Source organism: Xanthomonas sp. CFBP 8445, from assembly GCF_025666235.1.
Lineage (GTDB): Bacteria > Pseudomonadota > Gammaproteobacteria > Xanthomonadales > Xanthomonadaceae > Xanthomonas_A > Xanthomonas_A indica.
Window position 1 is genome coordinate 4,688,083 of sequence record NZ_CP102594.1, and the last position, 25,847, is coordinate 4,713,929.

At 71.3% G+C, this 25,847-nt stretch carries 23 protein-coding genes; 13 read left to right on the forward strand and 10 right to left on the reverse strand.

Going from position 1 to position 25,847, the window contains the following annotated elements; all coding sequences use genetic code 11:
• Positions 1–507: 507 nt before the first annotated feature.
• Positions 508–3,279: a DNA polymerase I gene (gene polA, locus NUG21_RS20280; RefSeq protein ID WP_263391855.1), complete on the reverse strand. Its 2,772-nt coding sequence runs from the start codon at positions 3,277–3,279 to the stop codon at positions 508–510.
• Between the two features lie 553 nt (positions 3,280–3,832).
• Between polA and NUG21_RS20285 the strand changes: the two genes are divergently transcribed.
• Complete coding sequence (locus tag NUG21_RS20285) at positions 3,833–4,126, forward strand: DUF2782 domain-containing protein (protein WP_160946949.1); 294 nt, start codon at positions 3,833–3,835, stop codon at positions 4,124–4,126.
• Positions 4,127–4,414: 288 nt separating this feature from the next.
• Here NUG21_RS20285 and NUG21_RS20290 read toward each other — a convergent pair whose 3' ends face one another.
• Both NUG21_RS20290 and NUG21_RS20295 read right to left on the reverse strand, forming a co-directional pair.
• Positions 4,415–4,861 (reverse strand): universal stress protein, encoded by a 447-nt coding sequence (locus NUG21_RS20290; protein WP_242082880.1) that lies wholly within the window; start codon positions 4,859–4,861, stop codon positions 4,415–4,417.
• A gap of 85 nt (positions 4,862–4,946) precedes the next feature.
• Positions 4,947–5,507, reverse strand: a complete 561-nt coding sequence (locus NUG21_RS20295; protein ID WP_160946947.1) for a sugar O-acetyltransferase — start codon at positions 5,505–5,507, stop codon at positions 4,947–4,949.
• Between the two features lie 215 nt (positions 5,508–5,722).
• Here NUG21_RS20295 and NUG21_RS20300 point away from each other — a divergent pair, with 215 nt between their 5' ends.
• The 7 genes from NUG21_RS20300 to NUG21_RS20330 all read left to right on the forward strand — a co-directional run bounded on the left by NUG21_RS20300 (position 5,723) and on the right by NUG21_RS20330 (position 12,623).
• Entirely contained in the window at positions 5,723–6,598 is an 876-nt protein-coding gene (locus NUG21_RS20300; protein WP_019797931.1) for an MBL fold metallo-hydrolase, read from the forward strand.
• Positions 6,599–6,713: 115 nt separating this feature from the next.
• Positions 6,714–7,010, forward strand: a complete 297-nt coding sequence (locus NUG21_RS20305; RefSeq protein WP_184502703.1) for a hypothetical protein — start codon at positions 6,714–6,716, stop codon at positions 7,008–7,010.
• Between the two features lie 280 nt (positions 7,011–7,290).
• A complete protein-coding gene (locus NUG21_RS20310) occupies positions 7,291–9,228 on the forward strand; it encodes a M61 family metallopeptidase (RefSeq protein WP_263391856.1) in 1,938 nt (645 codons plus the stop codon).
• A 119-nt stretch (positions 9,229–9,347) separates the two neighbouring features.
• Positions 9,348–10,088 carry an endonuclease/exonuclease/phosphatase family protein gene (locus tag NUG21_RS20315; RefSeq protein WP_160946944.1) on the forward strand — a complete coding sequence of 247 codons (741 nt, stop codon included), beginning with the start codon at positions 9,348–9,350 and terminating at the stop codon, positions 10,086–10,088.
• On the forward strand, positions 10,085–11,290 hold the full coding sequence (clsB, locus tag NUG21_RS20320; protein WP_160946943.1) for a cardiolipin synthase ClsB: 1,206 nt from the start codon (positions 10,085–10,087) through the stop codon (positions 11,288–11,290). Before NUG21_RS20315 ends, clsB begins: the two co-directional genes overlap by 4 nt.
• On the forward strand, positions 11,287–12,273 hold the full coding sequence (locus tag NUG21_RS20325) for a lysylphosphatidylglycerol synthase domain-containing protein (protein ID WP_263391857.1): 987 nt from the start codon (positions 11,287–11,289) through the stop codon (positions 12,271–12,273). The genes clsB and NUG21_RS20325 overlap by 4 nt, the downstream gene beginning before the upstream one ends.
• A gap of 170 nt (positions 12,274–12,443) precedes the next feature.
• Positions 12,444–12,623 (forward strand): hypothetical protein, encoded by a 180-nt coding sequence (locus NUG21_RS20330; RefSeq protein WP_263391858.1) that lies wholly within the window; start codon positions 12,444–12,446, stop codon positions 12,621–12,623.
• Positions 12,624–12,702: 79 nt separating this feature from the next.
• Here the strand turns inward: NUG21_RS20330 and uvrD are convergent, their stop codons facing one another.
• Both uvrD and NUG21_RS20340 read right to left on the reverse strand, forming a co-directional pair.
• Positions 12,703–14,904 (reverse strand): DNA helicase II, encoded by a 2,202-nt coding sequence (gene uvrD / locus NUG21_RS20335; protein ID WP_263391859.1) that lies wholly within the window; start codon positions 14,902–14,904, stop codon positions 12,703–12,705.
• Between the two features lie 70 nt (positions 14,905–14,974).
• On the reverse strand, positions 14,975–15,856 hold the full coding sequence (locus NUG21_RS20340) for a LysR family transcriptional regulator (protein ID WP_263391860.1): 882 nt from the start codon (positions 15,854–15,856) through the stop codon (positions 14,975–14,977).
• A gap of 115 nt (positions 15,857–15,971) precedes the next feature.
• Between NUG21_RS20340 and NUG21_RS20345 the strand changes: the two genes are divergently transcribed.
• Positions 15,972–17,537, forward strand: coding sequence for an MFS transporter (locus tag NUG21_RS20345; protein WP_263391861.1), 1,566 nt, complete (start codon positions 15,972–15,974; stop codon positions 17,535–17,537).
• A 144-nt stretch (positions 17,538–17,681) separates the two neighbouring features.
• Here the strand turns inward: NUG21_RS20345 and NUG21_RS20350 are convergent, their stop codons facing one another.
• The 5 genes from NUG21_RS20350 to NUG21_RS20370 form a co-directional block, all read right to left on the reverse strand.
• Positions 17,682–19,106, reverse strand: coding sequence for an FAD/NAD(P)-binding protein (locus NUG21_RS20350; RefSeq protein ID WP_263391862.1), 1,425 nt, complete (start codon positions 19,104–19,106; stop codon positions 17,682–17,684).
• A gap of 111 nt (positions 19,107–19,217) precedes the next feature.
• Entirely contained in the window at positions 19,218–20,636 is a 1,419-nt protein-coding gene (cls, locus tag NUG21_RS20355; protein WP_160946936.1) for a cardiolipin synthase, read from the reverse strand.
• A gap of 159 nt (positions 20,637–20,795) precedes the next feature.
• The gene (gene rpmG, locus NUG21_RS20360) at positions 20,796–20,963 is read right to left on the reverse strand and encodes a 50S ribosomal protein L33 (protein WP_169411268.1); all 168 of its coding nucleotides are present in this window, start codon (positions 20,961–20,963) and stop codon (positions 20,796–20,798) included.
• A gap of 10 nt (positions 20,964–20,973) precedes the next feature.
• Complete coding sequence (gene rpmB / locus NUG21_RS20365; RefSeq protein ID WP_010342733.1) at positions 20,974–21,210, reverse strand: 50S ribosomal protein L28; 237 nt, start codon at positions 21,208–21,210, stop codon at positions 20,974–20,976.
• Between the two features lie 285 nt (positions 21,211–21,495).
• Positions 21,496–22,404 (reverse strand): LysR family transcriptional regulator, encoded by a 909-nt coding sequence (locus NUG21_RS20370; RefSeq protein WP_263391863.1) that lies wholly within the window; start codon positions 22,402–22,404, stop codon positions 21,496–21,498.
• A gap of 132 nt (positions 22,405–22,536) precedes the next feature.
• On the opposite strand from NUG21_RS20370, the gene NUG21_RS20375 reads away from it, so the two are divergent.
• The 4 genes from NUG21_RS20375 (at position 22,537) to NUG21_RS20390 (ending at position 25,841) form a co-directional block, all read left to right on the forward strand.
• A complete protein-coding gene (locus tag NUG21_RS20375) occupies positions 22,537–22,926 on the forward strand; it encodes a RidA family protein (RefSeq protein WP_263391864.1) in 390 nt (129 codons plus the stop codon).
• Positions 22,927–22,993: 67 nt separating this feature from the next.
• Complete coding sequence (locus tag NUG21_RS20380; RefSeq protein WP_263391865.1) at positions 22,994–23,332, forward strand: hypothetical protein; 339 nt, start codon at positions 22,994–22,996, stop codon at positions 23,330–23,332.
• A 56-nt stretch (positions 23,333–23,388) separates the two neighbouring features.
• Positions 23,389–24,642 carry a TolC family protein gene (locus NUG21_RS20385; protein WP_263391866.1) on the forward strand — a complete coding sequence of 418 codons (1,254 nt, stop codon included), beginning with the start codon at positions 23,389–23,391 and terminating at the stop codon, positions 24,640–24,642.
• Complete coding sequence (locus NUG21_RS20390) at positions 24,639–25,841, forward strand: efflux RND transporter periplasmic adaptor subunit (protein ID WP_263391867.1); 1,203 nt, start codon at positions 24,639–24,641, stop codon at positions 25,839–25,841. The genes NUG21_RS20385 and NUG21_RS20390 overlap by 4 nt, the downstream gene beginning before the upstream one ends.
• Positions 25,842–25,847: the final 6 nt, after the last annotated feature.

Genomic DNA, 25,847 nt, shown 5'->3' on the forward strand with positions numbered 1-25,847 from the left:
CGGCAGGAACGCGGCGCCGGCAAACCTGCAGGCATAAAAAAGCCCCGCGGACCAGGGGGAGGTCGGCGGGGCCAGGGAACGGGGACTTGGGGAGGAGTCGCCGTTCCTGGATCTGCTCCAGGGGATGGGAGGAGATCCGCGACAGGTATTGCGCCTGTCGAGGGATATAAGAACATTTCCCACCTTGCTCGTTCGTGAAGATTTAAGTTAAAAATTTGTCAGATTAAGGACGGATTCATTCCCAAAATCGCCGCGAATACACTGCGTCAAAATTCCGTTCAAACGCGGCTGCGCCGCGCGGCCGCAGGTGTGACGCCAGTTGGAATTCCGCGGCACGTAGCGCTTGATCGGGTCAAAAAACCAACGCGAATGGGAAAGCGAAAATCACTGGCGGGATAATCCCCGGGAAAATCCGATTTCGATATCCGTGGTTCACGCGCGTGCGATGTCTACGCAAGACACCGCAGCGCAGGCCGCGTCCCGGATGCATCCCCGGGACCCGGGCGATCAATGCGCCTCGTCCCAGTTGTCGCCCACCCCGCTGTCCACCACCAGCGGCACCTTCAGCTCCGCCGCCGCGGCCATGCGCCGGGTCACTTCCGGCAGCAGGGTGTCGACGAAATCGGCATCGGCCTCGAACACCAGTTCGTCGTGCACCTGCAGGATCATCAACGCGCGGTCGCGATGCGCCTGCAGCCAGGCGTCCACGCCCACCATGGCGCGCTTGATGATGTCGGCGGCGGTGCCCTGCATCGGCGCGTTGATCGCCGCGCGCTCGGCGCCGGCGCGCAGGCCCTGCTGGCGGGCGTTGATGTCGTTCAGGTACAGGCGGCGGCCGAACAGGGTCTCCACGTAGCCCTGGGTGCGCGCCTGCTCGCGCATGCGCTCCATGAAGTCGCGCACGCCGGGGTAACGGCTGAAGTACAGCGCCACGTAGTCCTGCGCCTCGCCGCGGCCGATGCCCAGGTTGCGGGCCAGGCCGAACGCGCTCATGCCGTACATCAGGCCGAAGTTGATCGCCTTGGCGGCGCGGCGCTCGTTGCCGGTGACCTCTTCCAGCTTGCGCCCGAACACCTCGGCAGCGGTGGCGCGGTGCACGTCCACGCCGCTGCCGAAGGCGCGCAGCAGGCCCGGGTCCTCGGACAGGTGGGCCATGATCCGCAGCTCGATCTGCGAATAGTCGCAGGCGATCAGCTTGCGCCCCGGCGGGGCGACGAAGGCGCGGCGGATGCGGCGGCCGTCGTCGGTGCGGATCGGGATGTTCTGCAGGTTGGGATCGGAGGACGACAGCCGCCCGGTGGCGGCACCGGCCTGGTGGTAGCTGGTGTGCACGCGGCCGGTGTCGGGATTGACCATCTCCGGCAGCTTGTCGGTGTAGGTGCCGCGCAGCTTGGCCAGGCCGCGGTACTCCAGGATCACCCGCGGCAGTTCGTGCTGGTCGGCGATCGCCTCGAGCGCCTCTTCGTTGGTGCTGGGCTGGCCCTTGGGGGTCTTCAGCACTGCCGGCAGCTTCAGTTCGTCGAACAGCACCGCCTGCAGTTGCTTGGGCGAGTCCATGTTGAAGCTGCGCCCCGCCAGCTCGGTGGCCTTCTGCTGCGCCGCCAGCATGCGCTGGCTCAGGTCCTGGCTCTGCCTGCGCAGCTCCGCGATGTCCACGCACACGCCGTTGGCCTCGACCCGCGCCAGCACCGGCACCAGCGGCATCTCGATCTCGCGGTAGACCCGCGCCAGCGCCGGCTCGGCGTCCAGCTGCGCCGACAGCGTGCGGTGCAGGCGCAGGGTGATGTCGGCGTCCTCGGCGGCGTAGCGGGTGGCATCGTCGATGGCCACCTGCGAGAAGGCGATCTGCTTGGCGCCCTTGCCGGCCACGTCCTCGTACTTCACCGTGTCGTAGCCCAGGTAACGCCGGGCCAGCGAATCCATGTCGTGGCGGCTGGCGGTGGAGTTGAGCACGAAGCTCTCCAGCATGGTGTCGTCGGCGTAGCCCTGCACCTCCACGCCGTGGCGGCGCAGCACGTGCAGGTCGTACTTGCCGTGTTGGCCGACCTTGGCCTTGGCCGGATCCTCCAGCAGCGGCTTGAGCAGCGCCAGCGCCAGCGCGCGATCCAGCTGCACCGGCGCGCCGGGGTAGTCGTGGCCCAGCGGCAGGTAGTCGGCGCGGCCCGGCTCGGTGGCGAAGCTGAGCCCGACCAGGTTGGCGCGCATCGCGTCCAGCGCGTCGGTCTCGGTGTCGAAGGCGAAGCCGTCGGCGGCGCGCAGGCGCGCGAGCAGTTCCTCGAACTGCTCGGGTGTGCTCACCGCGGTGTAGTCGCCTTGGGCGGCCAGTGCCGGATCCAGCACGGCGGCATCGGCCGGCGCGGCGCCGCGGGCATAGCCGGCAGCAGTACCGCGTAGGCTGGGCGTGGCCTCGCTGGCGGCCTCCGGCGCGGCCACGCCGCCGTCCAGGTCGCGCAGCGCCTGGGTGAAGCCGTAGCGCTGGTACAGGCCGCGCAGCTGCTCCGGTTCCTGTTCGCGCAGGCCCAGGGTGCGGGGCCCGCCGGCCAGCGCCACGTCGGTCTTGATGGTGACCAGTTCGCGGTTCAGCGGCAGGCGCTCCAGCGCCGCGCGCAGGTTGTCGCCGATCTTGCCCTTGATGGTGTCGGCGTGGGCGATCACCCCGTCCAGCGAGCCGTACTCGGCCAGCCACTTGGCCGCGGTCTTGGGCCCGCACTTCTCCACCCCGGGCACGTTGTCGATGGCGTCGCCCATCAGCGCCAGCAGATCGACGATCTGGTGCGGCCAGACCCCGAACTTCTCCATCACCGCCGCATCCGAATCCATGCGGCTGCCGCTCATGGTGTTGACCAGCTGCACGCCGGGGCGCACCAGCTGGGCGAAATCCTTGTCGCCGGTGGAGATGGTGACGTCCAGGCCGTCGCCGGCGCCCTGCAGGGCCAGCGTGCCGATCACGTCGTCGGCCTCGACCCCGTCCTGGCGCAGGATGGTGATGCCCAGGGCATGCACGATCTGGCACATCGGCTCGATCTGCGCGCGCAGTTCGTCGGGCATCGGCGGGCGGTTGGCCTTGTACAGCGGGTACAGCTCGTCGCGGAAGGTCTTGCCCGGCGCGTCGACCACGAAGGCCACGTACTCGGGGCGCTCCTTGAGGGTGGCGCGCAACATGTTGACCACGCCGAACAGCGCGCCGGTGGGCTCACCGGCGGCATTGGTCAGCGGCGGAAGCGCGTGGAACGCGCGATACAGGTAACTGGACCCGTCGATCAGGACTAATCGGCTCATCGGCCAATTCTACGCTGCGGCGGTGAGCCCCTCTCCCAGCGGGAGAGCGGTTGGGGGTGACGGTCTGCGCGAAGCGACGTGCTGACTTGGATCACGAGGCTGCGCCCGTACCCTCATCCGCCCCTGCGGGGCACCTTCTCCCGGTGGGAGAAGGAAGCGCGCGAGCCCCTCTCCCAGCGGGAGAGGGGTTGGGGCGAGGGTCCGGCGCGAAGCGACGCGCTGACTTGGATCACGAGGCTGCGCCCGCACCCTCATCCGCCCCTGCGGGGCACCTTCTCCCGAGGGGAGAAGGAAACTGCGAGCCCCTCTCCCACCGGGGGAGGGGTTGGGGTGAGGGTACGGCGCGAAGCGACGCGCCGACCTGATCCACGAGGCTGCGCCCGTACCCTCATCCGCCCCTACGGGGCACCTTCTCCCGAGGGGAGAAGGAAACTGCGAGCCCCTCTCCCACCGGGAGAGGGGTTGGGGTGAGGGTCTGGCCCGCCATTGGCATGCCGTACGCACACACTCGGCGCATACTCTGCGTCATGTCCTGCCCGTGGAGAACACCGTCATGAAAGCCCTGATCCTGGTCCCGTTGCTGCTGCTGGCGGGCTGCGCCTCCACCGGCCTTGGCCCGGACGGCGCGCCCGTGGACGTGCGCGGCGCGGAAACGACCCAGCGCAAGATGGAGAACGGCGACACCGTCGACGAATACCGAGTGGGCGGCCAACTGCGCATGGTCAAGGTGACGCCGGCGCGCGGACCGGCCTACTACCTGTACGACCGCAACGGCGACGGCCACATGGAAGTGGACGGCAGCAAGGACAACGTCTCGCCGGTGTACTGGAAGCTCTACAGCTGGTGACGCGCACACTGTGCGCTGCCAAACGGCGGCGCAGCGGTGTGTGTACGCATCCGCCGAACGCCGGCCGACCGCCGCATACGGCACCGTGACACGCAGTGGCCGCGGTAGCGGTCGATGCGGCGGTCTTACGTCGCCGCCTGCTCATTGCATCCGGCGACCTACCCCGGGCCGCGCAGCGTCATTCGCGAGAGCCATGCCGCGTGCGGCGACGCCGCGCCGGCACCCGCCGACCGCAGGCGTCGATCGTTCCAGCCTCCGCGCCGATGCCAGCGCGGGGCCGTCAGCCGCTCAGCGGATCACCAGCACCGGGATCTGGCTGTTGGTGAGGACTTCGGCGGTCTGGCTGCCGAGCAGGACCCGGCTCATGCCGCGGCGGCCGTGCGAAGTCATCACGATCAGGTCGCTGTTGCAGGCCACGGCCATGTCGATGATGCCCTCGGCGGCGTAGCGGTCGAGCACGTGGCGGCCGTGCGCGGTCACCCCGGTGGCCGCGGCGGCGGCCAGCGCCGGCGCCAGGATCGTCTGCGCGCCGGCTTCGCGGTCCTGGCGGTATTCGGGGCTGGCCTCGTAGCCCACGCTCCAGCCCATCGCGTCGTACATGCCCATCGCCCACGGCTCGGACACGGTGACGATATCCACCTCCGCGCCGAGCGCGGCGGCCAGCGCCAGGCCCTGCTGCAGACCCTTGGCGGACAACTCGGAACCATCGATGGCGATCAGGATGCGCTGGTACATGGGGTGCCTCCGGTGACGCCGCGCGCGGCGGCTAGGACAGCATTGCACACCCGTTGCGCGGCGCCCGCCTTGACCCGGATCAAATTCAGGCGCTGTGCGGCTTCAGCAGGCGTGCCGGATTGCCGGCCACGCGCGCGCCGGCCGGCACGTCGCGGGTGACCACGCTGCCGGCGCCGATCACCGCATCGTCGCCGATGGTCACGCCCGGCAGCACGATCGCGCCGCCGCCGATCCAGACGTTGCGCCCGATGGTCAGCGGCCGCCCCAGTTCCAGCCCTTCGGCACGCTGCGCGGCCTCGCGCGGATGATCGGCCGCATAGAGCTGCACCGCCGGGCCGATCTGGGTGCCGGCGCCGATGTGCACCGGCGCCACGTCCAGGATCACGCAGTTGAAGTTGAGGAACACGTCCTCGCCGAGGTGGATGTTGTAGCCGTAGTCGCAATGGAACGGCGGCCGCACCACCGCCCCACGTCCGACCGAGCCCAGCCCCTCTTCCAGCAGTGCGTGCCGCCGCGCCGGCGGCTCGGCCAGTGCCGCGTTGTAGCGCCGCATCCAGGCACTGGCCGCGTCCTGCTCGGCCTGCAGTTGCGCATCGTTGGGACGATAGGCCTCGCCGGCCAGCATCTTCTCTTTCTCGCTTCGCATCCTGCCCTCCCAGGCATCGTTCCACCCGCATGATGGCACTGCCGTGCGCGGCGGCCAACGCGTTCGCTGCACGAAGGAGCCGCGCAGGCCGGCATCACCCGCGGCGCCAGGAAGCGCCTGACCTGCGGTTCCAATGGACCACGGCGGGTTGACGGAGCGGTCACATGCCTCCAACCCGATGCCGCCGATGCTGGAGCGCCACGCAAGGAACGGCGATGCGCCTGCATCATCTGAATTGCATCTCCACCTGCCCGCTCGGCGGCCACTGGATGGACGGACGCAGCAGCACCGGCCTGCTGCAACGCGGCCAGTTGACCTGCCACTGCATGCTGATCGAAACCGACGACACCCTGGTCCTGGTTGACACCGGATTCGGCTTGCGGGACGTCGCCGATCCGCACAGCCGTCTCAGCCGCTTTTTCCTGACCCTGGTACGGCCGGCGTTCCGTGCAGAAATGACCGCGATCCGGCAGATCCAGCGACTGGGCTTGGATCCGCGCGACGTGGGCCATATCGTCCTGACCCACCTGGATTTCGATCATGCCGGCGGCCTCGACGACTTCCCACAGGCGCAGGTGCATCTGCTGGCCAGCGAGCGGGATCACGCGTTGCGCCAAGCGAGCTGGATGGACCGCCAGCGCTTCCGCCCACAGCAGTGGAGGGACCGCACGCGCTGGCGCACCTACGCCGCGGCCGATGGCGAGACGTGGAAGGGCTTCGACTGCATCCGTGCGCTGCGTGGCCTGCCGCCGGACATCCTGCTGGTGCCGTTGCCCGGGCATACCTTCGGCCATACCGGCGTGGCCGTGCAGGCCAGCGGACGCTGGCACCTGCTGGCCGGGGACGCATATTTCCACGCTGGCGAGATGGACCCGACGCGTCCACATTGCCCACCGGGATTACGCCTGTACCAGTGGATGCTGGAAAAGGACCGGCGTGCGCGCCTGGACAACCAGCATCGCCTGCGCACGCTGTGCCGGCAGCAGGGCGGTGACGTCCAGGTGTTCTGCTCACACGATGTGGGCGAGTTCGAGCGGCTGAGCGGCCGGCCCGCCGGGTTGCCGGCGGAGGCCTTGATCGGTGAGCCCTGACCAGCCCGCCACGCCGCATTCACGCCCCGCGACGAATGCGCGTCCGATCATCGTCCCGACCGCGTCGGCGCACGCCCGGCCGCGCGGATTTTTCTCCCAGACAAGGCGGTGCGCGATGTCCCAGCGTGTGGAAGCAGGCCAGATGGTGTTCGTCGCCGACGGCGAGGTCGGTGTGGGTGCGGTGCGCGAAGTGCGCGACGGCGGCGCGGCCTTTGTCATCAATATCGAGAACGGCGGCGATTTCGTGGTGCCGTCGAGCGCGGTGCGCGACGTGCACTTCGGCAAGGTGATCCTGGCGGTCGAGCACCTGCCCGCACCGCTGCGCGAGGCGCTGCGGCATCCGCACGCCGCGGAACTGCCGACCTCGACCTACGCCGCCAGCGATCCGGGCGACGGGGCACTGAAGGACTGAAGCGGCGCGCGCGCTGGCCGCAGCGTCGGACGGGCAAGGCGGCCGGCGACGCCTCGCTTGTGAGCGAATTGCCCCGCGGCAGACCGACGCGGGCAACCAACTGCCGGGACGCACTGGATGGGCGCCGCATCGGCGCACCGCCTTCCGACAGCCGCAGGCGCACTGCACCCGCATGAACGGCGTCGCCCGGCGTGTTCCCGGCCGGGCCGACCCGCTGCACCGGCGGCGGCGGCAGGTGCTAACGTTCCGCGCTTCCGTACCCTGCCCTTCGGAGCCGCGCATGTCCGCCACCGCTTTCCCCGTCTCCCGTCGCGCCCGCCGGGCGCTGGTCCTCAGCATCGGCCTGGCGCTCGCCGGTGCCGCGCAGGCGCAGGTGGTGCGCACGCCCGACGTGCCGGCGCCGCAGGACACGCCCTATCCCGGCACGCTGACCCTGCAGGTGGACGCCGGCGACGTGCGCCAGGGCATCTACCGGGTGCGCGAGACCATTCCGGTCAGCGCCGGGCGGCTGACCCTGCAGTACCCGCAGTGGATCCCCGGCGACCATTCGCCGAGCGGGCCGGTGGCGATGCTGGCAGGCCTCACCCTCACCGCCAACGGCAAGCCGCTGCCGTGGCGCCGCGACACCTTCGACGTGTACAGCTTCCACGTCGACGTGCCGCAAGGCGTGCGCGCGATCGACGCCAGCTTCCAGTACCTGTCGCCGCGCGACGACGGCTTCGAGATGACCGACAAGATGCTGCAGCTGGAGTGGAACAAGGTGGCGCTGTACCCGGCCGGCCACGACACCCGCGGCATCACCGTGGTGCCCAGCGTGACCCTGCCGGCCGGCTGGGAGTTCGGCACCGCGCTGGAGACCGCCAGCCGCAACGGCGCCACCACCACCTTCAAGCCGGTGGACTTCACCACCCTGGTCGACTCGCCGATCTACGCCGGGCGCTACTTCAAGCGCGTGGACCTGACCCCGGCCGGCGGCGCGCCGGTGCACCTGGACGTGGTCGCCGACGCGCCGCGGTTCCTGGACATCAGCGCCGAGCAGCTGCAGGCGCACCGCAACCTGCCGGTGCAGGCGATCAAGCTGTTCGGCTCGCACCACTACGCGCACTACGACTTCCTGTTCTCGTTGTCGGACGTGCTCGGCGGCAACGGCCTGGAGCACCACCAGTCCAGCGAGAACGGGCTGGCTGCCGACTACTTCAGCGCCTGGGACGAGAACGCCCCGGACCGCGACCTGCTCGCGCACGAGTACACGCACTCGTGGAACGGCAAGTTCCGGCGCCCGGCCGACCTGTGGACGCCCACCTTCAACGTGCCGATGGGCGACTCGCTGCTGTGGGTCTACGAGGGCCAGACCCAGTACTGGGGGTATGTGCTGACCGCGCGCGCCGGGATGTGGACGCCGCAGCAGTTCCGCGACGCGCTGGCGATGACCGCGGCCAACTACGACCGCAACCGCGCCGGCTTCCGCTGGCGCTCGCTGGAGGACACCACCAACGACCCCACCGCCGCGCATCGCGCGCCGCTGCCCTACCGCAGCTGGCAGATGAGCGAGGACTACTACAGCGGCGGGCAGATGGTGTGGCTGGCGGTGGACGCCAAGCTGCGCGCGATGAGCGGCGGGCGCAAGTCGCTGGACGACGTGGCCAAGGCGTTTTTCGGTATCGACGACGGCAGCTTCGCGGTCAAGACCTACACCTTCGACGACGTCATCGCCGCGCTCGACGGCGTGGTCCACTACGACTGGGCCGACTACATCAACCGGCGCGTGTACCAGGTGGATCCGCCGCTGCTGGAAGGCCTGCAGGCCAGCGGCTGGAAGCTGGTGTACACCGACCAGCCGAGCGCATTCGAGAAGCAGTACGACGGCCGCCACCAGTCGGCGCGGCACCGCTACAACTTCGCCTGGTCGATCGGCCTGGTGATGAACGACGACGCCAGCATCAACGACGTGCTGTGGGACGGGCCGGCGTTCAAGGCCGGGGTCAGCAGCGGCGCCACCGTGCTCGCGGTCAACGGCCAGGACTACTCGCGCGACACGCTCAAGCAGGCCATCGCCGACGCCAAGGGCGGCAGCGCGCCGATCGTGCTGACGCTCAAGTACCAGGGCGGCGTGCGCGACGTGCCGGTGAACTACCACGACGGCTTGCAGTATCCGCACCTGGTGCGGGTCGAGGGCACGCCGGACTACCTGAGCAAGATCATCGCCGCGCGGCGCTGAGCGGACGCCTGCCGCCGCTGCCGGCAACGCAGCGGCGGCACGTGCGCGAGGCGACGCCGTCACACGCCGCACGCGCACGCCGGCGACAATGGCCGGCGTAGTTTTCGTCCTGCCCCGGCATGCCTGCGATCGAGTTGCTGACCATCAATGCGCACATGGGCTTCAGCGTGCTGAAGCGGCGCTTCATGCTGCCGGAACTGCGCGCGGCGATCCGCGCCCTGCCCGCGGACCTGGTGTTCCTGCAGGAAGTGCTGGGCGAACACCAGGTGCATGCCGGCCGCCATGCCGACTGGCCGGCGCAGAGCCAATACGAATTCCTCGCCGACGCGCTGTGGCCGCAGTTCGCCTACGGCCGCAATGCGGTGTATCCGCATGGGCATCACGGCAACGCGCTGCTGTCGCGCTTCCCGATCGCCTCCTTCGTCAACCGCGACGTCTCCATCGCCGGCCACGAACACCGCGGACTGCTGCATGCGGTGCTGGAGATCCCCGGGCATGCCATGGCGGTGCACGCGATCTGCGTGCACCTGGGCCTGCGCGAGGCGCACCGGCGCCGGCAGATCGGCCTGCTCGGCGCGCTGGTCGCCGAACTGCCGGCACAGGCGCCGCTGATCGTCGCCGGTGACTTCAACGACTGGCGCCAGCGCGGGCATCCGCTGCTGCAGCGGCATGGCCTGACCGAGGCCTTCGCGCACCTGCACGGGCGCGTGGCGCGCAGCTTCCCGGCGCGCTGGCCGCTGCTGCCGCTGGACCGGATCTATCTGCGCAACGTGCGCATCGAGGCCGCACGGGTGCTGACCGGCCGCCCCTGGTCGCACCTGTCCGACCACGCGCCGCTGCATGCCAGGATCGTGCTGTGAACCGTGCGGCGAACCGCGACACGCGCTGGCGCCAGGGGCACCGCCTGCAGTTGCTGGAGAACGGCGATGCGTATTTCCCGCGCGCCTTCGCCGCGATCGATGCGGCCCGGCACGAGGTGCTGCTGGAGACCTTCATCTGGTTCGAGGACAAGGTGGGCCTGGCGCTGAAGGACCACCTGGTCGCCGCCGCCCGCCGCGGCGTGCGCGTGCGCCTGCTGGTGGACGCGTTCGGCTCGCCGGATCTCTCGCCCGGCTTCGTGCGCGAACTCACCGAGGCCGGCGCCGAGCTGCGCCTGTTCGACCAGCAGCCGACCCTGCTCGGCGTGCGCCTGAACGTGTTCCGGCGCATGCACCGCAAGCTGCTGGTGGTGGACGGGCGGATCGGCATGATCGGCGGCATCAACTGGTCGGCCGATCATCTGGCCGATTTCGGCCCGGAGGCCAAGCAGGACTACGCGGTGGAGGTGCACGGCCCGGTGGTGGCGGACATGGTCGCGTTCGTGCGCCGCACCCTGGACACCCACGGCACCGGCGCGGGGTGGGTGCCGCAGGAGAAAGTCGATGTGCCACCCGCCGGCGAGGCCGAAGTGTGCTTCCTGCCGCGCGACAATGCCGGCCGTTCGCGCAGCATCGAACGCGCCTACCGGCAGGCGTTCCGCGGCGCGCGGCACGAGATCGTGCTCGCCAACGCCTACTTCTTCCCCGGCTACGGCTTCCTGCGCGACCTGTGCGCCGCTGCCCGCCGCGGGGTGGCGGTGAAGCTGATCTTCCAGGGCCAGCCGGACACGCCGCTGGCGCTGTTCGCCGCACGCGCGCTGTACCGGCATCTGGTCGATGCCGGCGTGCAGATCTTCGAATACTGCGAGCGCCCGTTCCACGGCAAGGTCGCGGTGATCGACGGCCACTGGAGCACGGTGGGATCGAGCAATCTGGATCCGCTGAGCCTGGCGCTGAACCTGGAAGCCAACCTGGTGATCCGCAATGCCGCCTTCGCGCGTGACCTGCACGGGCGCCTGCAACGGCTGATGCAACGGCACTGCCGCGAAGTCGTACCGGCGCAGGTGCCACGCGGACGCTTCTGGCAACCGCTGCTGCGGCCGCTGCTGTTCCATGTGCTGCGCAACGTGCCGCAGTGGGCCAGCCGGCTGCCGGCGCGCACGCCGCGCACCGCGGTGCTGCGGCGCAAGCGGCACGCGCCATGAGCCGACCGCGCAAACGCTGGCGCGTGCTGCGCCGCGTCGCCTATCTGGCCTTCCTGGTGCTGGTGGCGGTGCTGCTGGTCCGCGCGGCGCACAACGTGGATTGGGCGCAGGTCGGCACGACCCTGGCCGGCTACGGCGCCGGCACCCTGGCCGCCGCAGCCGGGCTGAGCCTGGCCAGCTATGTGCTGTATGCCGGCTACGACCTGGCCGCGCGCCGCTACGCGGCGCATGCGCTTCCGACGCCGCGGGTGATGGCGATCGCGACCATCGCCTACGCCTTCAGCCTGAATGTCGGCGCGCTGATCGGCGGCACCGGCATCCGCTACCGCCTGTATGGGCGCGCCGGATTGGGGCTGGCGACGATCAGCCGCGTGGTCGGCTTCGCCATCGCCACCAACTGGATGGGCTACCTGCTGTTGACCGGCGCGTTGCTGGTCAGCGGCCGCCTGCGCACGCCGGCGCAGTGGCCGCTGAGCGGCGCGGCACTGCCCTGGATCGGCGCCGCGATGCTGGCCGCCGTGCTGGCGTACCTGATCGGCTGCCAGCGCGCGCATGGCCGCACGCTGCAGGTGCGCGGCCACGTCCTGCACCTGCCGCCGTTGCCGCTGGCCCTGCTGCAACTCGGCCTGGGTGCCGGCAACTGGGCGCTGATGGGGGCCCTGCTGTACGTGCTGATGCCGGCCGGCGTGGCCTACCTCTCGGTGCTCGGCGCACTGCTGGCGGCGGCCGTGGCCACCGCCATCGCCCACGTGCCGGCCGGCATCGGCGTGCTGGAAGCGGTGGTGCTGCCGCTGTTGGGATCGCAGGCGCCGCAGTCGGCCTTGCTGGCCGCGCTGCTGGCCTATCGCGCCTTCTACTACCTCGGCCCGCTGCTGCTGGCCTGTGCCGGCTATGCGGTGCTGGAGGCGCGGAGACGGCGCGGCGCTCAGGCGCCACCGCACGCAGCGGGCACCGACCGACACAGTGGCGGCCAATCGCGTTAGCAGCGGCCCACCGCGGTGAGGCCGCGACGCTTGGGCTCAGCCAAGCATCGTCACATGCAGCGTTTGGTACGTTCGCGGCGACCAACGCGACCGCGCATGGAAGGATCGGCATGAAACGCCATGGAGACCCGCTTTCGGACCTGGCGATCGAGGCGGTACGGCCTGTCGCCATGGCCGAGGTCACGCTGTGCGCCGACCCCGGCGAGCCGAAGGCGATCGCGCAGTGCTTGCTGGATTGTGCCGAGGAGATGGAGCGCATGGGTGCCGATTACGATCATCTGCACCTTTGCGACCGCATCGCGCAGTTCGAGACTGCGCCACAGTGCGTGGTGGCTGCCGCGACGTCGTGATGATGCAGTCCGCGAGCCGGAGCGGTCGGCGGCCGAGCTGCGTACCGCGCACGCCCCGGCGTACCGCCATCGCGTCGGCCTACAACACCGTCAGATTGGCGTACGCCATCACCAGCCACTTGGCGCCGGCTTCGTCGAACTGCACCTGCACGCGGGCGTGGGCGCCGTTGCCTTCGTAGTCGATGACCACGCCGCCGCCGAACTTGGGGTGCTGCACGTTGGCGCCGAGCTTGATCGTCGGCGCCTCGATCACGCTGTGGCCCAGGCTGCGCGGTGCGCCCAGCGAGGCGCTGCGCGAGACCTGGACCTTCGGCCGCACTTCGTGCAGCAGCTCGCGCGGGATCTCGCGCAGGAAGCGCGAGGGCACGTTGTAGTTGTCCTGGCCGTGGATGCGCCGCGACTCGGCATAGCTCAGCACGAGCTTATGGCGGGCGCGGGTGATGCCGACATAGGCCAGGCGCCGCTCTTCCTCCAGGCGCCCGCTCTCCTCCAGCGAACGCGCACTGGGGAACAAGCCGTCTTCCATGCCCGCCAGGAACACCAGCGGGAATTCCAGGCCCTTGGCCGAGTGCAGGGTCATCAACTGCACGCCGTCCTCGCCGGCCTGGGCCTGGCCTTCGCCGGCCTCCAGCGAGGCATAGGCCAGGAACGCGACCAGTTCGGTCATCGCCTGGCGGCCCTCGTCGGCATCCTCGTCGCCGTCGGCGCGGACGAAGCGCGAGGCCACCGAGACCAGTTCGTCGAGGTTGTCGGTGCGCGACTCCGAATCCAGCCCGCCGCGGCTCTCCTTGCTCCAGTGATCGCGCAGGGTGGAACGCGCCAGCACCTGGTCGATCTGTTCGGGCAACGGCAGCCCGGCCACGTCCGCGGCCAGTTGCTCGATCAGGCCGAGGAACTGGCCCAGCGCATTGCGCGCGCGCGCGGCCAGTTCGCCGCCCTGCTGCGCGGCCTGTTGCGCCGCCGCCCACAGCGACAGCGACTGCGCGCGCGCCAGGCGGCGCACCTCGTCCAGGGTGCGGTCGCCGATGCCGCGCGGCGGCGTGTTGACCGCGCGCTCGAAGGCCGCATCGTCTGCCCGGTTGGCGACCAGGCGCAGGTAGGCCAGGGTGTCCTTGATTTCGGCGCGCTCGAAGAAGCGCATGCCGCCGTAGACGCGGTACGGCACCTGCTCGGCGATCAGCGCCTCTTCGAACGCACGCGACTGCGCGTTGCTGCGGTAGAGCACCGCCGCCTCGCTGTAGCTGCCGCCGTCGCGCACCCATTGGCGCACGCGCTCGACCACGTAGCGCGCCTCGTCCACCTCGTTGTAGGCCGCGTATAGGTCGATCGGCTCGCCATCGCCCGAATCGGTCCACAGCTGCTTGCCGATGCGGTCGGGGTTGTGCGCGATCACCGCGTTGGCGGCGTTGAGGATGTTGGCGCTGGAGCGGTAGTTCTGCTCCAGGCGGATGGTCTGCGCGCTGGGGAAATCGGTGAGGAAGCGCTGCACGTTCTCGACCTTGGCGCCGCGCCAGCCGTAGATCGCCTGGTCGTCGTCGCCGACCACGAACACGTGGCCGCTGTCGCCGGCGAGCACGCGCACGAAGGCGTACTGGATGGCGTTGGTGTCCTGGAATTCGTCGACCAGGATCTCGCCGAAGCGGGCGCGGTAATGCGCCAGCAACGCCGGGGTGTCGCGTAGCAGTTCGTGCGCGCGCAGCAGCAGTTCGGCGAAGTCGACCAGGCCGGCGCGGTCGCAGCGCTCCTGGTACAGCGCGTAGGCGTTGCGCAACGTGGTGACCCACTCGTCGCGCGGCTCCGGCTGGATGTGCTGCGCGCGGCGGCCCTCGTCCTTCTGCTGGTTGATCCACCACACGATCTGCTTGGGCGGGAACTTGCCCTCGTCCAGCTCCAGCTGCTGCACCACGCGCTTGACCAGGCGCAACTGGTCGTCGGCGTCGAGCACCTGGAAGCTCTCGGGCAGCTTCGCGTCCTGCCAGTGCAGGCGCAGCAGGCGGTGCGCCAGACCATGGAAGGTACCGATCCACATGCCGCGGCTGCCGTTGCGCAACTGCAGGTCGGCGCGGTGGCGCATCTCGCCCGCGGCCTTGTTGGTGAAGGTGACCGCCAGGATGCCGTGCACCGGCACGCCATGCACCTGGTGCAGCCAGGCGATGCGATGGGTGAGCACGCGCGTCTTGCCGGAGCCGGCGCCGGCCAGGACCAGGTAGTGGCCGGGGGCGGCGGAAACGGCCTCGCGCTGGGCGGGGTTCAGATCGTCGAGCAAATGAGAGACATCCACCCGCGCATTTTAGCCGGTGCAGCGGCGCAGCGGCTGCGACAGCGCGCGCCGCCCGGCACACGACCTGGCGTCAATCGGTGCGGAACAGCCGTTCGGCGAGGAAATCCACGAACACGCGCAGCTTCGGCGAGAGCTGCCGGCGCGACGGCCACACCACGAAGAACGCGCCGCCATCGGCCATGTGCGCATCCAACACCGACTGCAGGCGGCCGTCGGCCAACGCATCGCGGGCCAGAAACGCCGGCATGCAGGCGATGCCCATGCCGGCGATCGCCGCCGCGCGCACCGCCTCCATGTTGTTGCAGGTGAGCACCGCCGGTGGCAGCGGCGCCGATTCGGCCAGCGGCCAGTCCTGCGGCTTGCCGGTATCGGGAACGCGGAACAGCACGCCATCGTGCGCGGCCAGTTCCGCCGGGGTCTGCGGCACGCCGCGGCGGCGCAGGTAGTCCGGCGCCGCGCACAGGCAGAAGCGGAACGGCCCCAGCCGCCGCGCCAGCAGCCGCGAGTCGGCCTGCACGCCGCTGCGGATCACCGCGTCCAGGCCGTGTTCGAGCAGATCGACCACGCGGTCGTCGAAGTCCAGGTCCAGCTCCACGTCCGGATAGCGCTGGCGGAATTCGGGCAGCAGCGGCACCAGGAAGCGGTAGCCGATGGTCGGCAGGCCGACCCGCAGGCGCCCGCGCGGCGCCTGCCGGGTCTGCGCCAGCGCCTCCTCGGCCTCGCGCAGGTCGGCCAGCACGCGCTGGCAATGCTCCAGGAACAGCGCGCCCTCGGCGGTCAGCGCGATGCGCCGGGTGGTCCGCTGCAGCAGGCGCACGCCGAGCTCGCGTTCCAGCGCCGCGACGCTCTTGCCCACCGCCGAGGCCGAGAGGCCGAGCACGCGGCCGGCGCCGACGAAACTGCGCTGCTCGGCGGCACGGACGAAGGCGACGATGCCGGTGAGGCGGTCCATGCGGCGATATTAGAGCGTTCTGTTCCGCAAAGCGTGGAAGAGCAGGGTCTTTTTCGCGGATTACCGCCTCGGTATCTCTAGTGGCCTTCCGACATCCGCCACACGAGTCGCTCCGATGACCGCCGCTTCGACCTCCCCCTCCACGCCCCTGCCGCGCCGGGGTGCCACCCTGGCCGCGGTGTGCCTGGCCGCCCTGGCGCTGCCGCTGAACTTCTCCGGCGGCGCCGTCGCCACCCCGGCGATCGGCGCGGCCCTGGGCGGCAGCGCGCTGGCCCTGGCCTGGATCACCAATGCCTTCATGCTCAGCTTCGGCAGCCTGCTGCTGGCCGCCGGTGCGCTCGCCGATCGGCATGGACGGCGCCGGGTGTTCCTTGGCGGCCTGGCGCTGTTCGCCCTGGCGACCCTGGGCGTGGCGGTGGCCGGTTCGGTCGCGGCGATCGACCTGTGGCGGGCGCTGCAGGGTGTCGGCGCCGCCGCCGCGCTGGCCGCCGGCACCGCGGCGCTGGCGCCGCTGTACACCGGCGCCGCGCGCACGCGTGCGTTCAGCCTGCTCGGCACCACCTTCGGCACCGGCCTGGCGTTCGGCCCGCTGGCCGCCGGCGCGTTGAGCGAACGGCTGGGCTGGCGCGCGATCTTCTTCGGCGTGGCCGCGGTTGCGGCGCTGGCATGGGCACTGGCCGCGCGCTGGCTGCCCGCCTCGCGCGCTCCGGCCGCCGGTCCGCCCGACCGTGCCGGTGCCGTGAGCTTCAGCGCGGCGTTGGCGCTGTTCACCGCCGGCCTGATCCAGGGGCCGCACAGCGGCTGGAGCAACGCCGCGACACTGGCCCTGCTCGGCGCCGCCGTGCTGCTGCTGTTCGCCTTCGTGGAGATCGAACGACGCCGCCGCCATCCGCTGCTGGACCTGAGCCTGTTCCGCTACCGGCGCTTCGTCGGCGTGCAGCTGCTGCCGGTCGCCACCTGCTACAGCTACGTGGTGCTGTTGGTGCTGCTGCCGCTGCGCATGATCGGCGTGGATGGCGCGCCCGCCGCCAGCGCCGGCCTGACGCTGCTGGCGCTGTCGGCACCGATGCTGCTGGTGCCGAGCCTGGCCGCCGTGCTGGCCCAGCGCATCGCCCCGGCCTGGCTGTCCGCGGCCGGGTTGGCGGCGGCCGCGGCCGGCCTGTGCTGGCTTGGCGCTCAGCCGCCGGCGCAGGCGCTGCCGGCGCTGCTGGTGATCGGCGCCGGCACCGCCCTGCCCTGGGGCCTGATGGATGCGCTGTCGGTCAGCGTGGTGCCGAGCGAACGCGCCGGCATGGCCGCCGGCCTGTTCGGCACCTTGCGCGTGGCCGGCGAAGGCATCGCCCTGGCCAGCGTGGCGGCCTTGCTCACGGCGCTGCTGCAGGTGCGGCTGGCCGCGGTTGCGCCGCTGCTGCCGCACGCGGCCCTGGCGGACACCGCGCAGCGCCTGGTCGCCGGCGACCTGCCGGCCTCCATGCAGGAGGGCGCGCTGTCCGCCGCGCAACTGCGCCTGGCCTATGCGGCGGCCTTCGGCACGCTCATCCGGGTGCTGGCGGCGATCACCGCGCTGGCGGCGATCGCGATCTGCCTGCTGCTCGGGCGCACGCCGCAGAACGCGGTGGATGGGGCCTGCGATCGCGATAGGAGACCCGCCTGTAGGACCGGCAATGCCGGCCGCGACTAGAAACGACGCAAAGGCCCTGTCCCTGTAGGAGCGGCTTCAGCCGCGACGGGCGTTACCGAAATCCCGGGTCGCGGCTGAAGCCGCTCCTACAAAGGAGGTCGCAACTGCGCCGCGCGCAACCGCGGCCGGCATGCGCCGCGACGCTCAATGCACGGCCGCTGTCGACACGTCCAGCGCCAGCAGCGCCTGCGCGGTCTGCTGCGCCTGCACCCGCAATTCGGGGATCGCCAGGCTTTCCCACAGGCTGCCGATGCGCAGGCTGCCGAGCACGCGGATGCGCGGCGTGGCGCGGCCGTCGGCGTCGAGCAGCGCACCGTCGGCGGCGCTGCCCACGCCGATGCCGTGCGGCCCCGGCTGCGCATGGCCGCAGCCCAGCAACTGGTGCAGCAGCGGATTGCGCATGGTCTGCGCGCGCAGTTCGACGCCGGTGGCGTTGATCACGCAGTGCGCGTCGAGCTGCAGCGGCGCGCCGTCGGCGCCCATGCCGTTGACCTGCACGCAGGCGCCGACCGGGAACACCGTGTCCAGCCGCGCGCGGTGCAGGCGCAACTGGCCGACCTGGCGCATCGCCTGCAGTTGCGCGAACACCGGCGCGGCGATGCGATGCCGGTGCACGTCCCAGTAGCGCACCACGTGGCGCAGGAACCGGCGCTGCTCGGCGACCGACAGCGATTGCCACAGTGCCTGGCTCAGCGGCCGCACCCGGTCCATCACGCTCTGCCAGGGCTGGCCCTGCGCCTGCGCCGCGGCGGCGTGGCGGCGCAGCGCGCGCACGCGCTGGCGCAGCGGCATCGCCAGCAGCGCATGCGCATCGAAGTCGGCCGGCGCGCCATGTGCGGCGTGCGGCAACGGCAGCAACGCGTGTCGCGAGACCACGTGCACCGGGCCACGGTGCGCGTTGGCCAGCAGGGTCAGCACGCTGTCGGCCATGCTCAGGCCGGAGCCGACGATGCACACCGTCGCCTCGCGCGGAATCGCCTGCAACTGCGCGTAGTCCCAGGCCTCGATCCGCGACGGCGCGTCGAGACTGGGGGCACCGCGCGCCGGCAGCGGACGCAGGCTGTTGCCCAGCGCCAGCACGGTGGCACCGGCGTGCAGGTGGCCACCGTCGTGCAACTGCAGCAGGTGCGCGCCGGTCGGCTGCGGGTGCAGCGCCAGCACGCGCGCCTGCCGCCATTGCAGGCGCGCCGGCCCGGCGGCCTGCGCCTGCTGCAGCCGCGCGCGCAGGTAGGCGGCGTAATGGCGGCGCTGCACGTAGGCTTCGGCCAGCGCCGCGCGCGACAGCTGCGGATACAGCGCCTGCTGCTGCAGCCAGTCGAGGAAATCGTCGGGCGCCTCGGCGAAGGCGCTCATGCGGCCGGCGGTCACGTTCAACAGGTGCTCGGCGCACGGCGTCGCATAGGCCACGCCCTGCGCCAGCGCCGGCTGCGATTCGATCAGTTGCACGCGCAGCGCGGTGTCGGCCTGGCGCAGCAGCTGCAAGGCGACCAGCACGCCGGCCGCGCCGCCGCCGACGATGGCGATGTCGCAGTCGTCGTCGACCGGGTCGCTGGGGACAAGCTCACTCATGCCGCGATTGTAAGGGAAGCCTCCACCGACCCGGCCCGCGGCTGAGAACCGTCGCGCATGTGCCGGCACCGATCGCGCATGAGCGCGTCATGCGCCTGTCATCGGCGTGCGTCACATCAGGGCATCGGCGAGGCGGGCGATGCCTTCGCGGCTGCGCCGCCAGGCCGGCCGCTTGCGCCAGTCCTGCAGCGTCAGCACCCGCGCATCGGCCAGGTAATCGGCCTCCACCGCGCGCAGCCGCTGCACCACCGCGGCGCTGTAGCACAGCATGCCGACCTCGGCGTTCAACGCGAACGAGCGGATGTCCAGGTTGATCGAGCCGACCAGGGCGATGCCTTCGTCCACGCTCAGGTGCTTGGCGTGCAGGAAGCACGGCCGGTACAGCGCGATCTTGACTCCGCTGCGCAGCAGTTCGTCGTAGTAGGCCTCCTGCGCCCAGGCGGTGAGCCGCTGGTTGTTGCTCTCGGACAGGATCAGTTGCACGTCCACCCCGGACAGCGCGGCGATGCGCAGCGCGCTGAGCGTGGCCTCGTCCGGCACGAAGTACGGCGTGACCATGACGATGCGCCGCCGCGCCAGATGGACGAGCGCGTTGACCGTGTCGCGCGCGTTCTCGAACGGGTACGCCGGCCCGCTGGGCAGCAGCTGCGCGGCGACGCCGCCACCGTGGATGGAGGCGGGTGCGACCACGCTCAGGCGCTGCCCGGTCTCGATGAACCAGTCGCTGGCGAACACCGCTTCCAGATGCGCCACCACCGGCCCCTGCACCCGCGCCACCAGTTCGCGGTTGGGATGGCCGGGGACGAACTGCGGCTCGGCCAGGTTCTGCGAGCCGATGTAGCCGACGCGGTTGTCGATCACCGCGATCTTGCGGTGGTTGCGCAGGTCCATGCGCCCGCTGCGGCGCCAGCGCAGCCCGCCCGGCAACAAGGCCTGCACCTCGACCCCGGCCGCGTGCAGGCGCTTGCGGTAACGGCGCAGGCCGCGGCGGCCGCCGCGCGCATCCAGCAGCAGCCGGCAGCGCACGCCGCGCGCGGCGGCGCGCAGCAGGGCGGCACTCACCGCATCGCCGACCGCGTCGTCGAACATCAGGTAGTACAGCAGGTGCACGCGCTCGACCGCCGCGTCGATGTCGTCGATCAGCGCCTGCAGCGAGGGCGCATAGCGATCGAGCAGCTCGACGCTGTTGCCATGGGTCGGCATGAAATCGCCCTGGCGCTCGACCAGCGGCACCACTTCGGCGACCACGGTGTCGGCCGGCGGCGCCCAGCGCAGCGCGGTCAGCGGCACCTGCTGCTCGCGGATCACCTGCGAGGCCAGCGCCTGGCGGCGGATGCGCTCGCGCGACAGCCAGGGATGGCCGAGCAACAGATACAGCGGCAATCCCAACAACGGCACGAAGCCCACCAGCAACAGCCAGCTGCGTGCCGCGCCGGGCGTGGTGCGGGTAGGGATCCACAACAGCGCCACCAGCCGGATCAGCCAGTCCAGCGCCAGCAGCCACGTGCCTTCCAACCAGACCGGCAGCATCGCGATCCTCGCAACCCAGGTCGCCCGATTCTGCGGACTGCGCCGGCAAACGCAACCATGGCCGCATCGGCGGCGGGGTTTTCCGTTCCCCAGACGCACGAAACCCGCCTTGCGGCGGGTTCCGTGTCCAGCGTGAGCAGCGATCCGAGGATCAGCCGATCACTTGATCTTGCCTTCCTTGTACAGGACGTGCTTGCGCACGACCGGATCGTACTTGAGGAATTCCATCTTCCCCGGGGTGTTCTTCTTGTTCTTGTCCGTGGTGTAGAAGTGGCCGGTACCGGCCGAGGAAATCATACGGACCTTATCGCGCTTGCCTGCCATGATGCTCTACTCCTCAGACCTTTTCGCCGCGCGCACGCAGCTCAGCCAGAACGGTGTCGATGCCGTTCTTGTCGATGGTGCGCAGCGCGTGCGCGGAAACCTTCAGCTTGACCCAGCGGTTCTCGCTGGCGACCCAGAAGCGGCGCTCGTGCAGGTTGGGCAGGAAACGACGGCGGGTCTTGTTGTTGGCGTGGGAGACGTTGTTACCCGTCTGCACACGCTTGCCGGACACTTGGCATACGCGGGACATTGCGCACCTCGATAGTAGTTTGGTCGCCCATAGCCTGGGAGACGGCGGCCCCGGCAGCCCTGCGGCCACCACGCGACGTGGGAAATCAAACGGTTACGCTGGGAGAGGCCGGCCGGAGATCGCGCATCCGGCCGCCGGCCCCGACCTCGTCGGGCACAGCGAGCCGCGCATTATGCAGGCGATCAAGGGCTTGTGCAAGTTGTCCACAGGCGGCGCGCACCTTGAACGGCCGGGGCGGCACACACGGCCCCGCACGCCGTCGGCGATGATCGGCACCAGCGGCGACTAGACCGGCTCCGCGGGGCCCAACACCTCCACCGCCCAGTCGATGAACGCGCGCAGCCGCTGGCTCATGTGCCGGTTGGGCGCGAACATCAGGTGCATCGGCATCGGCGGCAACTGCCAGTCCTGCAGCAGCGGCCGCAGCGTACCCTCGGCCACATGCGCTGCCGCCATGTAGGACGGCAGCACGACCACGCCCAACCCGGCCAGGCCGGCGGCCAGATAGGCGTTGCCGTCGTCGAAGCCGACCTGGTAGCGCCCCTGCACCACGCATTGCTCCGCGCCGCGCCGCGCCTGGAAACTGCGCGCGCGGCCGCTGCGCGGGCTGAGGAAGCCCACCGTGTGATGCGCCGGCCCGTCCAGCGCGCGCGGGTGGTCCGGCACCCCGTGCCGATGCAGGTACGCCGGGCTGGCATGGAAGCCCAGCGGCAGACTGGCCAGCGGCCGCGCCACCAGCGCCGGATCGGCCGGCGCGCCACCGCGGATCACGCAGTCGACCTGGTCGGCGATCACGTCGACCTCGCGGTCGCTCACACCCACGTCGAGCTGGATCTGCGGGTAGCGGGCATGGAAGTCGGGCAACGCCGGCACCAGCCGCAACCGCGCATACGGACCTGGCACATCGATGCGCAAGCGTCCGCGCGGGGCCGCGGCGGCGCTGCCCAGGCCAGCCTCGACCTCTTCCAGCTCGGCCAGCAGGCGGGCGATGCGCGGGTAGTAGGCGGCGCCGTCGGCGGTGACGCTGACCCGGCGGGTGGTGCGGTGGAGCAGGCGCAGCCGCAGGTGCGCCTCCAGTTGCTGCACCAGTTGGGTCACGCTGGTGCGGCTGAGCTGCAGGGTGTGCGCGGCGCGGGTGAAGCTGCCGGTCTCCACCACGCGCGCGAACGCCCGCATCGCCTCGAATCGGTCCATCGGCCGCCCCGCGATTGTTTGGAATTCGCAATCAATCTATGCGGATCATCGCGCTTTATCCAGACAACGGTGCCGGCCACGATGGCCACTCCGGCACGCGCACTGCGCGCCGCCTTCTTCTGGAGCACACCCATGTCCCATCGCGACGTCGTTTTTCCCGCCGGCGGCCAGGCGCTGTACGCGCGCAACCGCTACTCGCCGGCGATCCGCTGCAACGGCCTGCTGTTCGTTTCCGGCCAGGTCGGCAGCCGCGAGGACGGCTCGCCCGAGCCGGAGTTCGCCACCCAGGTGCGTCGCGCCTTCGACAACCTCAACGCGGTGCTGGCCGCCGCCGGCTGCACGTTCGACGACGTGATCGACGCGACCGTGTTCCTGGTCGATCCGGAACGGAACTTCGCCACCGCCTGGGCGATCGTGCCCGAGTACTGGGGCGAGGCCCCGCACCCGACCCTGACCGGCATCGGCGTGACCTGGCTGTACGGCTTCCAGTTCGAGATCAAGGTGATCGCGAAGCTGCCCTGAGCATGCGGCAGCGCGCGGCGCGTTGATATTGTGTCCGCGCGGAAGCGCTTGTTAGTCTGCCGGCCTCATGCGCCGCCTGTTCCGACCACTGCGTACCTCCCTGCTGATGCTGCTGCTGGCAGCGTTCGTGGTCGTGCCGGTGGCCGACGCGCTGGCCTGCGCGCTGGAGCCGGAATCCGCTGATGCCGTGCACACGCCCGCCGCGGCGCATGCCGATGGCGAGGACAGCGACGGCAAGCACGCCGGCAGCTGCAGCCACAACCATTGCCACCACTCGAATCTGAGCCTGCCGGCGAGCGCCCTCGCCGTGTTCGGCGCGCCGCGACCGGCGCGCTGGATGCAGGCCGCCGACGCTTCCCCTGCGGGCGTCGTCCAGGACGGATTGAAGCGCCCGCCCAGAGCGTGAGTTGAGCGTGTCCCGCGATCGCGGGTTTCCGTTTCCCTCACCTCTGGAATTTCTTCATGTCGACTCCGACACGTCGGCCGCCGCGCGCGGCCGGGCGGGTCGTCGCCGTGCTGCTGGGCCTGGCCCCGGCCACGCTGGCGATGGCGCAGACCGCTCCTTCCTACGACACCTTGCTCGAACGGCTGGACCAATTGCCTGGCGCCCGCGTCGGCGCGGCCCTGGCCGAGGCCGCCGACGCGCGCGCCGAGCAGGCCCGGGCGCTGCCCAACCCGTCGCTGTCCTGGTCCAGCGAAAACGCCTGGGGCAGCGGCACCTATGCCGGCACCGGCCGGGCCGAGATCTCGCTCACCCTGTCGCAACCGCTGGAATTGTGGGGCCAGCGCGGCGCACGCATCCGCGCGGCCCGCGCCGACGCCGATGCGGCCGCCGTGCGCGGCACGCAGCACCGCAGCGATGCCGCCGGCGAGCTGGCGCTGGCCTACGCGCAGGCCGAGGCCGCGCTGCGCCGCGCCGCCCTGGCCGAACAGGCGCTGGCGCTGACCCGCGACGATGCGGCGGCCATGGCCGCGATGGTCGCGCAGGGCCGCGAGCCGCAGCTGCGCGAGGTGCAGGCGCGCAGCGAGGTGGCCGATGCCAGCGCCGCCGTGGACGAGGCGCGGGCGTTCCGCGACGCGGCACTGGCGCGCCTGGCCGCCATCGCCCTGCTGGAGACGCCGGTGCAGTCCATCGACGCCGGCCTGCTCGACCGCGCGCCGCCGTTGCCGCGCGCGCGTGAGGCGGCGGCGCTGCCGGTGCGCATCGCCAGCGCCGAGGCCGAGGCCGCCGCGCGTCTGGTCGAGGTGGAGCGCAAGCGCGCCCTGCCCGACCTGAGCCTGACCGCCGCGCAGACGCGCTTCCGCGAAGACCGCGCGCACGCCTACACGCTCGGCGTCAGCCTCAGCGTGCCGCTGTTCGACCGCAACCGCGCCGGCATCCGTGCCGCCAGCGCCGAACAGCGCGCGGCCGAGGCGCGGCTGGACCAGCAACGCCGCGCCAGCGCCGCCGACCGCCTGGCCGCGCTCGCCATGCTGAAGGCCGCCGGCACCCGCACACGCGCGGCCGACGACGGCGTGGCCGCCACGGAGGAGGCCTATCGTCTCGCCCGCATCGGCTTCGACGCCGGACGCATCGCACAACTGGAACTGCGCAGCACCCGTGCTGCGCTCATCGCCGCCCGCGGCATCGCCGTGGACGCCCGCCTGGCGCGGGTCACGGCGGAAATCGAGCTGGCCCGCCTGGAAGGGCGCGCGCCGTTCATGGAGGCCCAATGAACCTGTCCCGCCCACTCTTCCGTGCCGGCAGCCTGCTGCTGGCGTTCTTGCCGGCACTCCTGCTGGCCGCCTGCGCCGGCGACAAGCAGGCCGCCCCGGCGGCCGACGAGGCGCACGGCCATGGCGCCGAGCGCCAGCAGGATGCGCGCGAACCCGCGACGACGTCCGCTGCGGACGCCGAGGCAGAACCCGGCGGCACGGTGCGGCTGACCCCGCAGCAACGCGCCGCGTCCGGCATCGAGGTGGTCGCGGTCGGCCGCGGCGGCGGCGCCTCGACCCGCCTGGCCGGCCGGGTCGAACCGGCGGTGGGCGCGCGCGCCGCGGTGGCGGCGAGCATCACCGGCCGCGTCGAGCGCGTGCTGGTCGCGCCCGGCAGCATGGTGCGCCGCGGGCAGCCGCTGGCGATCGTGGTCAGCGGCGAAGCCGCGGTGTTCCGCGCCAATGCGCTAGCCGCCGGCGCCGAGGCCGAGGCCGCGCGGCTGGCGCATGCGCGCGACCAGGCGCTGGTCGCGCAGGGCGTGGTCGCCCGCCAGGAGCTGGAAAGCTCGCACGCGCGGGCCGTGGCGGCACGCGCGCAGGCCGCGGCGGCGCAGGCGCAGGCCGCCGCCAACGGCGCGCCCGACGCCAGCGGCCGTGTGCGCATCGTCAGCCCGCTGGATGGGCGGGTCGGTGCTGTGCAGGTCACCCCGGGCAGCGTGGTCGCGGCCGGCAGCGTGGTGGCCGAGGTCACCGATCCGGCGATGAACGAACTGGTGTTTGCCGCGCCGCCGGCACTGGCCGCGCAGATCGCGCCGGGGACGACGCTGGAGGTGAGCGCGCCGGGCGGCAACTTTGCCGCTACGGTCACCGCGGCGACCGCCGACCTGCGCGCGCCGGGCGGCACCGCGGTGATCCGCGCGATGCCGGTCGCCGCGCCGGTGCCGCCGGCGGGGTCGCCGGTGTCGGCCGTGGTCGTCACCGAGGGCCAGGACACCACGCTGAGCGTGCCGGCCGACGCGGTGCAGACGGTGGAAGGACGCAGCGCGGTGTTCGTCGCCGTTGCCGAGGGCTTCCGCGCGCAGCCGGTGCTGACCGGGCGCCGGGCGGGCGATCGCATCGAGATCCTCGACGGGTTGCGCGGCAGCGAACGCATCGCCGGCCGCAACGCCTTCCTGCTCAAGGCCGAACTGGCCAAGGGCGACGCCGAGCACGGCCACTGAGGAGGC

What these genes read in the sequence shown, in the direction of transcription:
- polA (WP_263391855.1), bottom strand. Translation starts at nt 3,279, where the DNA reads ATGAGCCGATTAGTCCTGATCGACGGGTCCAGTTACCTGTATCGCGCG.
- NUG21_RS20285 (WP_160946949.1), top strand. Translation starts at nt 3,833, where the DNA reads ATGAAAGCCCTGATCCTGGTCCCGTTGCTGCTGCTGGCGGGCTGCGCC.
- NUG21_RS20290 (WP_242082880.1), bottom strand. Translation starts at nt 4,861, where the DNA reads ATGTACCAGCGCATCCTGATCGCCATCGATGGTTCCGAGTTGTCCGCC.
- NUG21_RS20295 (WP_160946947.1), bottom strand. Translation starts at nt 5,507, where the DNA reads ATGCGAAGCGAGAAAGAGAAGATGCTGGCCGGCGAGGCCTATCGTCCC.
- NUG21_RS20300 (WP_019797931.1), top strand. Translation starts at nt 5,723, where the DNA reads ATGCGCCTGCATCATCTGAATTGCATCTCCACCTGCCCGCTCGGCGGC.
- NUG21_RS20305 (WP_184502703.1), top strand. Translation starts at nt 6,714, where the DNA reads ATGTCCCAGCGTGTGGAAGCAGGCCAGATGGTGTTCGTCGCCGACGGC.
- NUG21_RS20310 (WP_263391856.1), top strand. Translation starts at nt 7,291, where the DNA reads ATGTCCGCCACCGCTTTCCCCGTCTCCCGTCGCGCCCGCCGGGCGCTG.
- NUG21_RS20315 (WP_160946944.1), top strand. Translation starts at nt 9,348, where the DNA reads ATGCCTGCGATCGAGTTGCTGACCATCAATGCGCACATGGGCTTCAGC.
- NUG21_RS20325 (WP_263391857.1), top strand. Translation starts at nt 11,287, where the DNA reads ATGAGCCGACCGCGCAAACGCTGGCGCGTGCTGCGCCGCGTCGCCTAT.
- NUG21_RS20330 (WP_263391858.1), top strand. Translation starts at nt 12,444, where the DNA reads ATGGCCGAGGTCACGCTGTGCGCCGACCCCGGCGAGCCGAAGGCGATC.
- NUG21_RS20340 (WP_263391860.1), bottom strand. Translation starts at nt 15,856, where the DNA reads ATGGACCGCCTCACCGGCATCGTCGCCTTCGTCCGTGCCGCCGAGCAG.
- NUG21_RS20345 (WP_263391861.1), top strand. Translation starts at nt 15,972, where the DNA reads ATGACCGCCGCTTCGACCTCCCCCTCCACGCCCCTGCCGCGCCGGGGT.
- NUG21_RS20350 (WP_263391862.1), bottom strand. Translation starts at nt 19,106, where the DNA reads ATGAGTGAGCTTGTCCCCAGCGACCCGGTCGACGACGACTGCGACATC.
- cls (WP_160946936.1), bottom strand. Translation starts at nt 20,636, where the DNA reads ATGCTGCCGGTCTGGTTGGAAGGCACGTGGCTGCTGGCGCTGGACTGG.
- rpmB (WP_010342733.1), bottom strand. Translation starts at nt 21,210, where the DNA reads ATGTCCCGCGTATGCCAAGTGTCCGGCAAGCGTGTGCAGACGGGTAAC.
- NUG21_RS20370 (WP_263391863.1), bottom strand. Translation starts at nt 22,404, where the DNA reads ATGGACCGATTCGAGGCGATGCGGGCGTTCGCGCGCGTGGTGGAGACC.
- NUG21_RS20375 (WP_263391864.1), top strand. Translation starts at nt 22,537, where the DNA reads ATGTCCCATCGCGACGTCGTTTTTCCCGCCGGCGGCCAGGCGCTGTAC.
- NUG21_RS20380 (WP_263391865.1), top strand. Translation starts at nt 22,994, where the DNA reads ATGCGCCGCCTGTTCCGACCACTGCGTACCTCCCTGCTGATGCTGCTG.
- NUG21_RS20385 (WP_263391866.1), top strand. Translation starts at nt 23,389, where the DNA reads ATGTCGACTCCGACACGTCGGCCGCCGCGCGCGGCCGGGCGGGTCGTC.
- NUG21_RS20390 (WP_263391867.1), top strand. Translation starts at nt 24,639, where the DNA reads ATGAACCTGTCCCGCCCACTCTTCCGTGCCGGCAGCCTGCTGCTGGCG.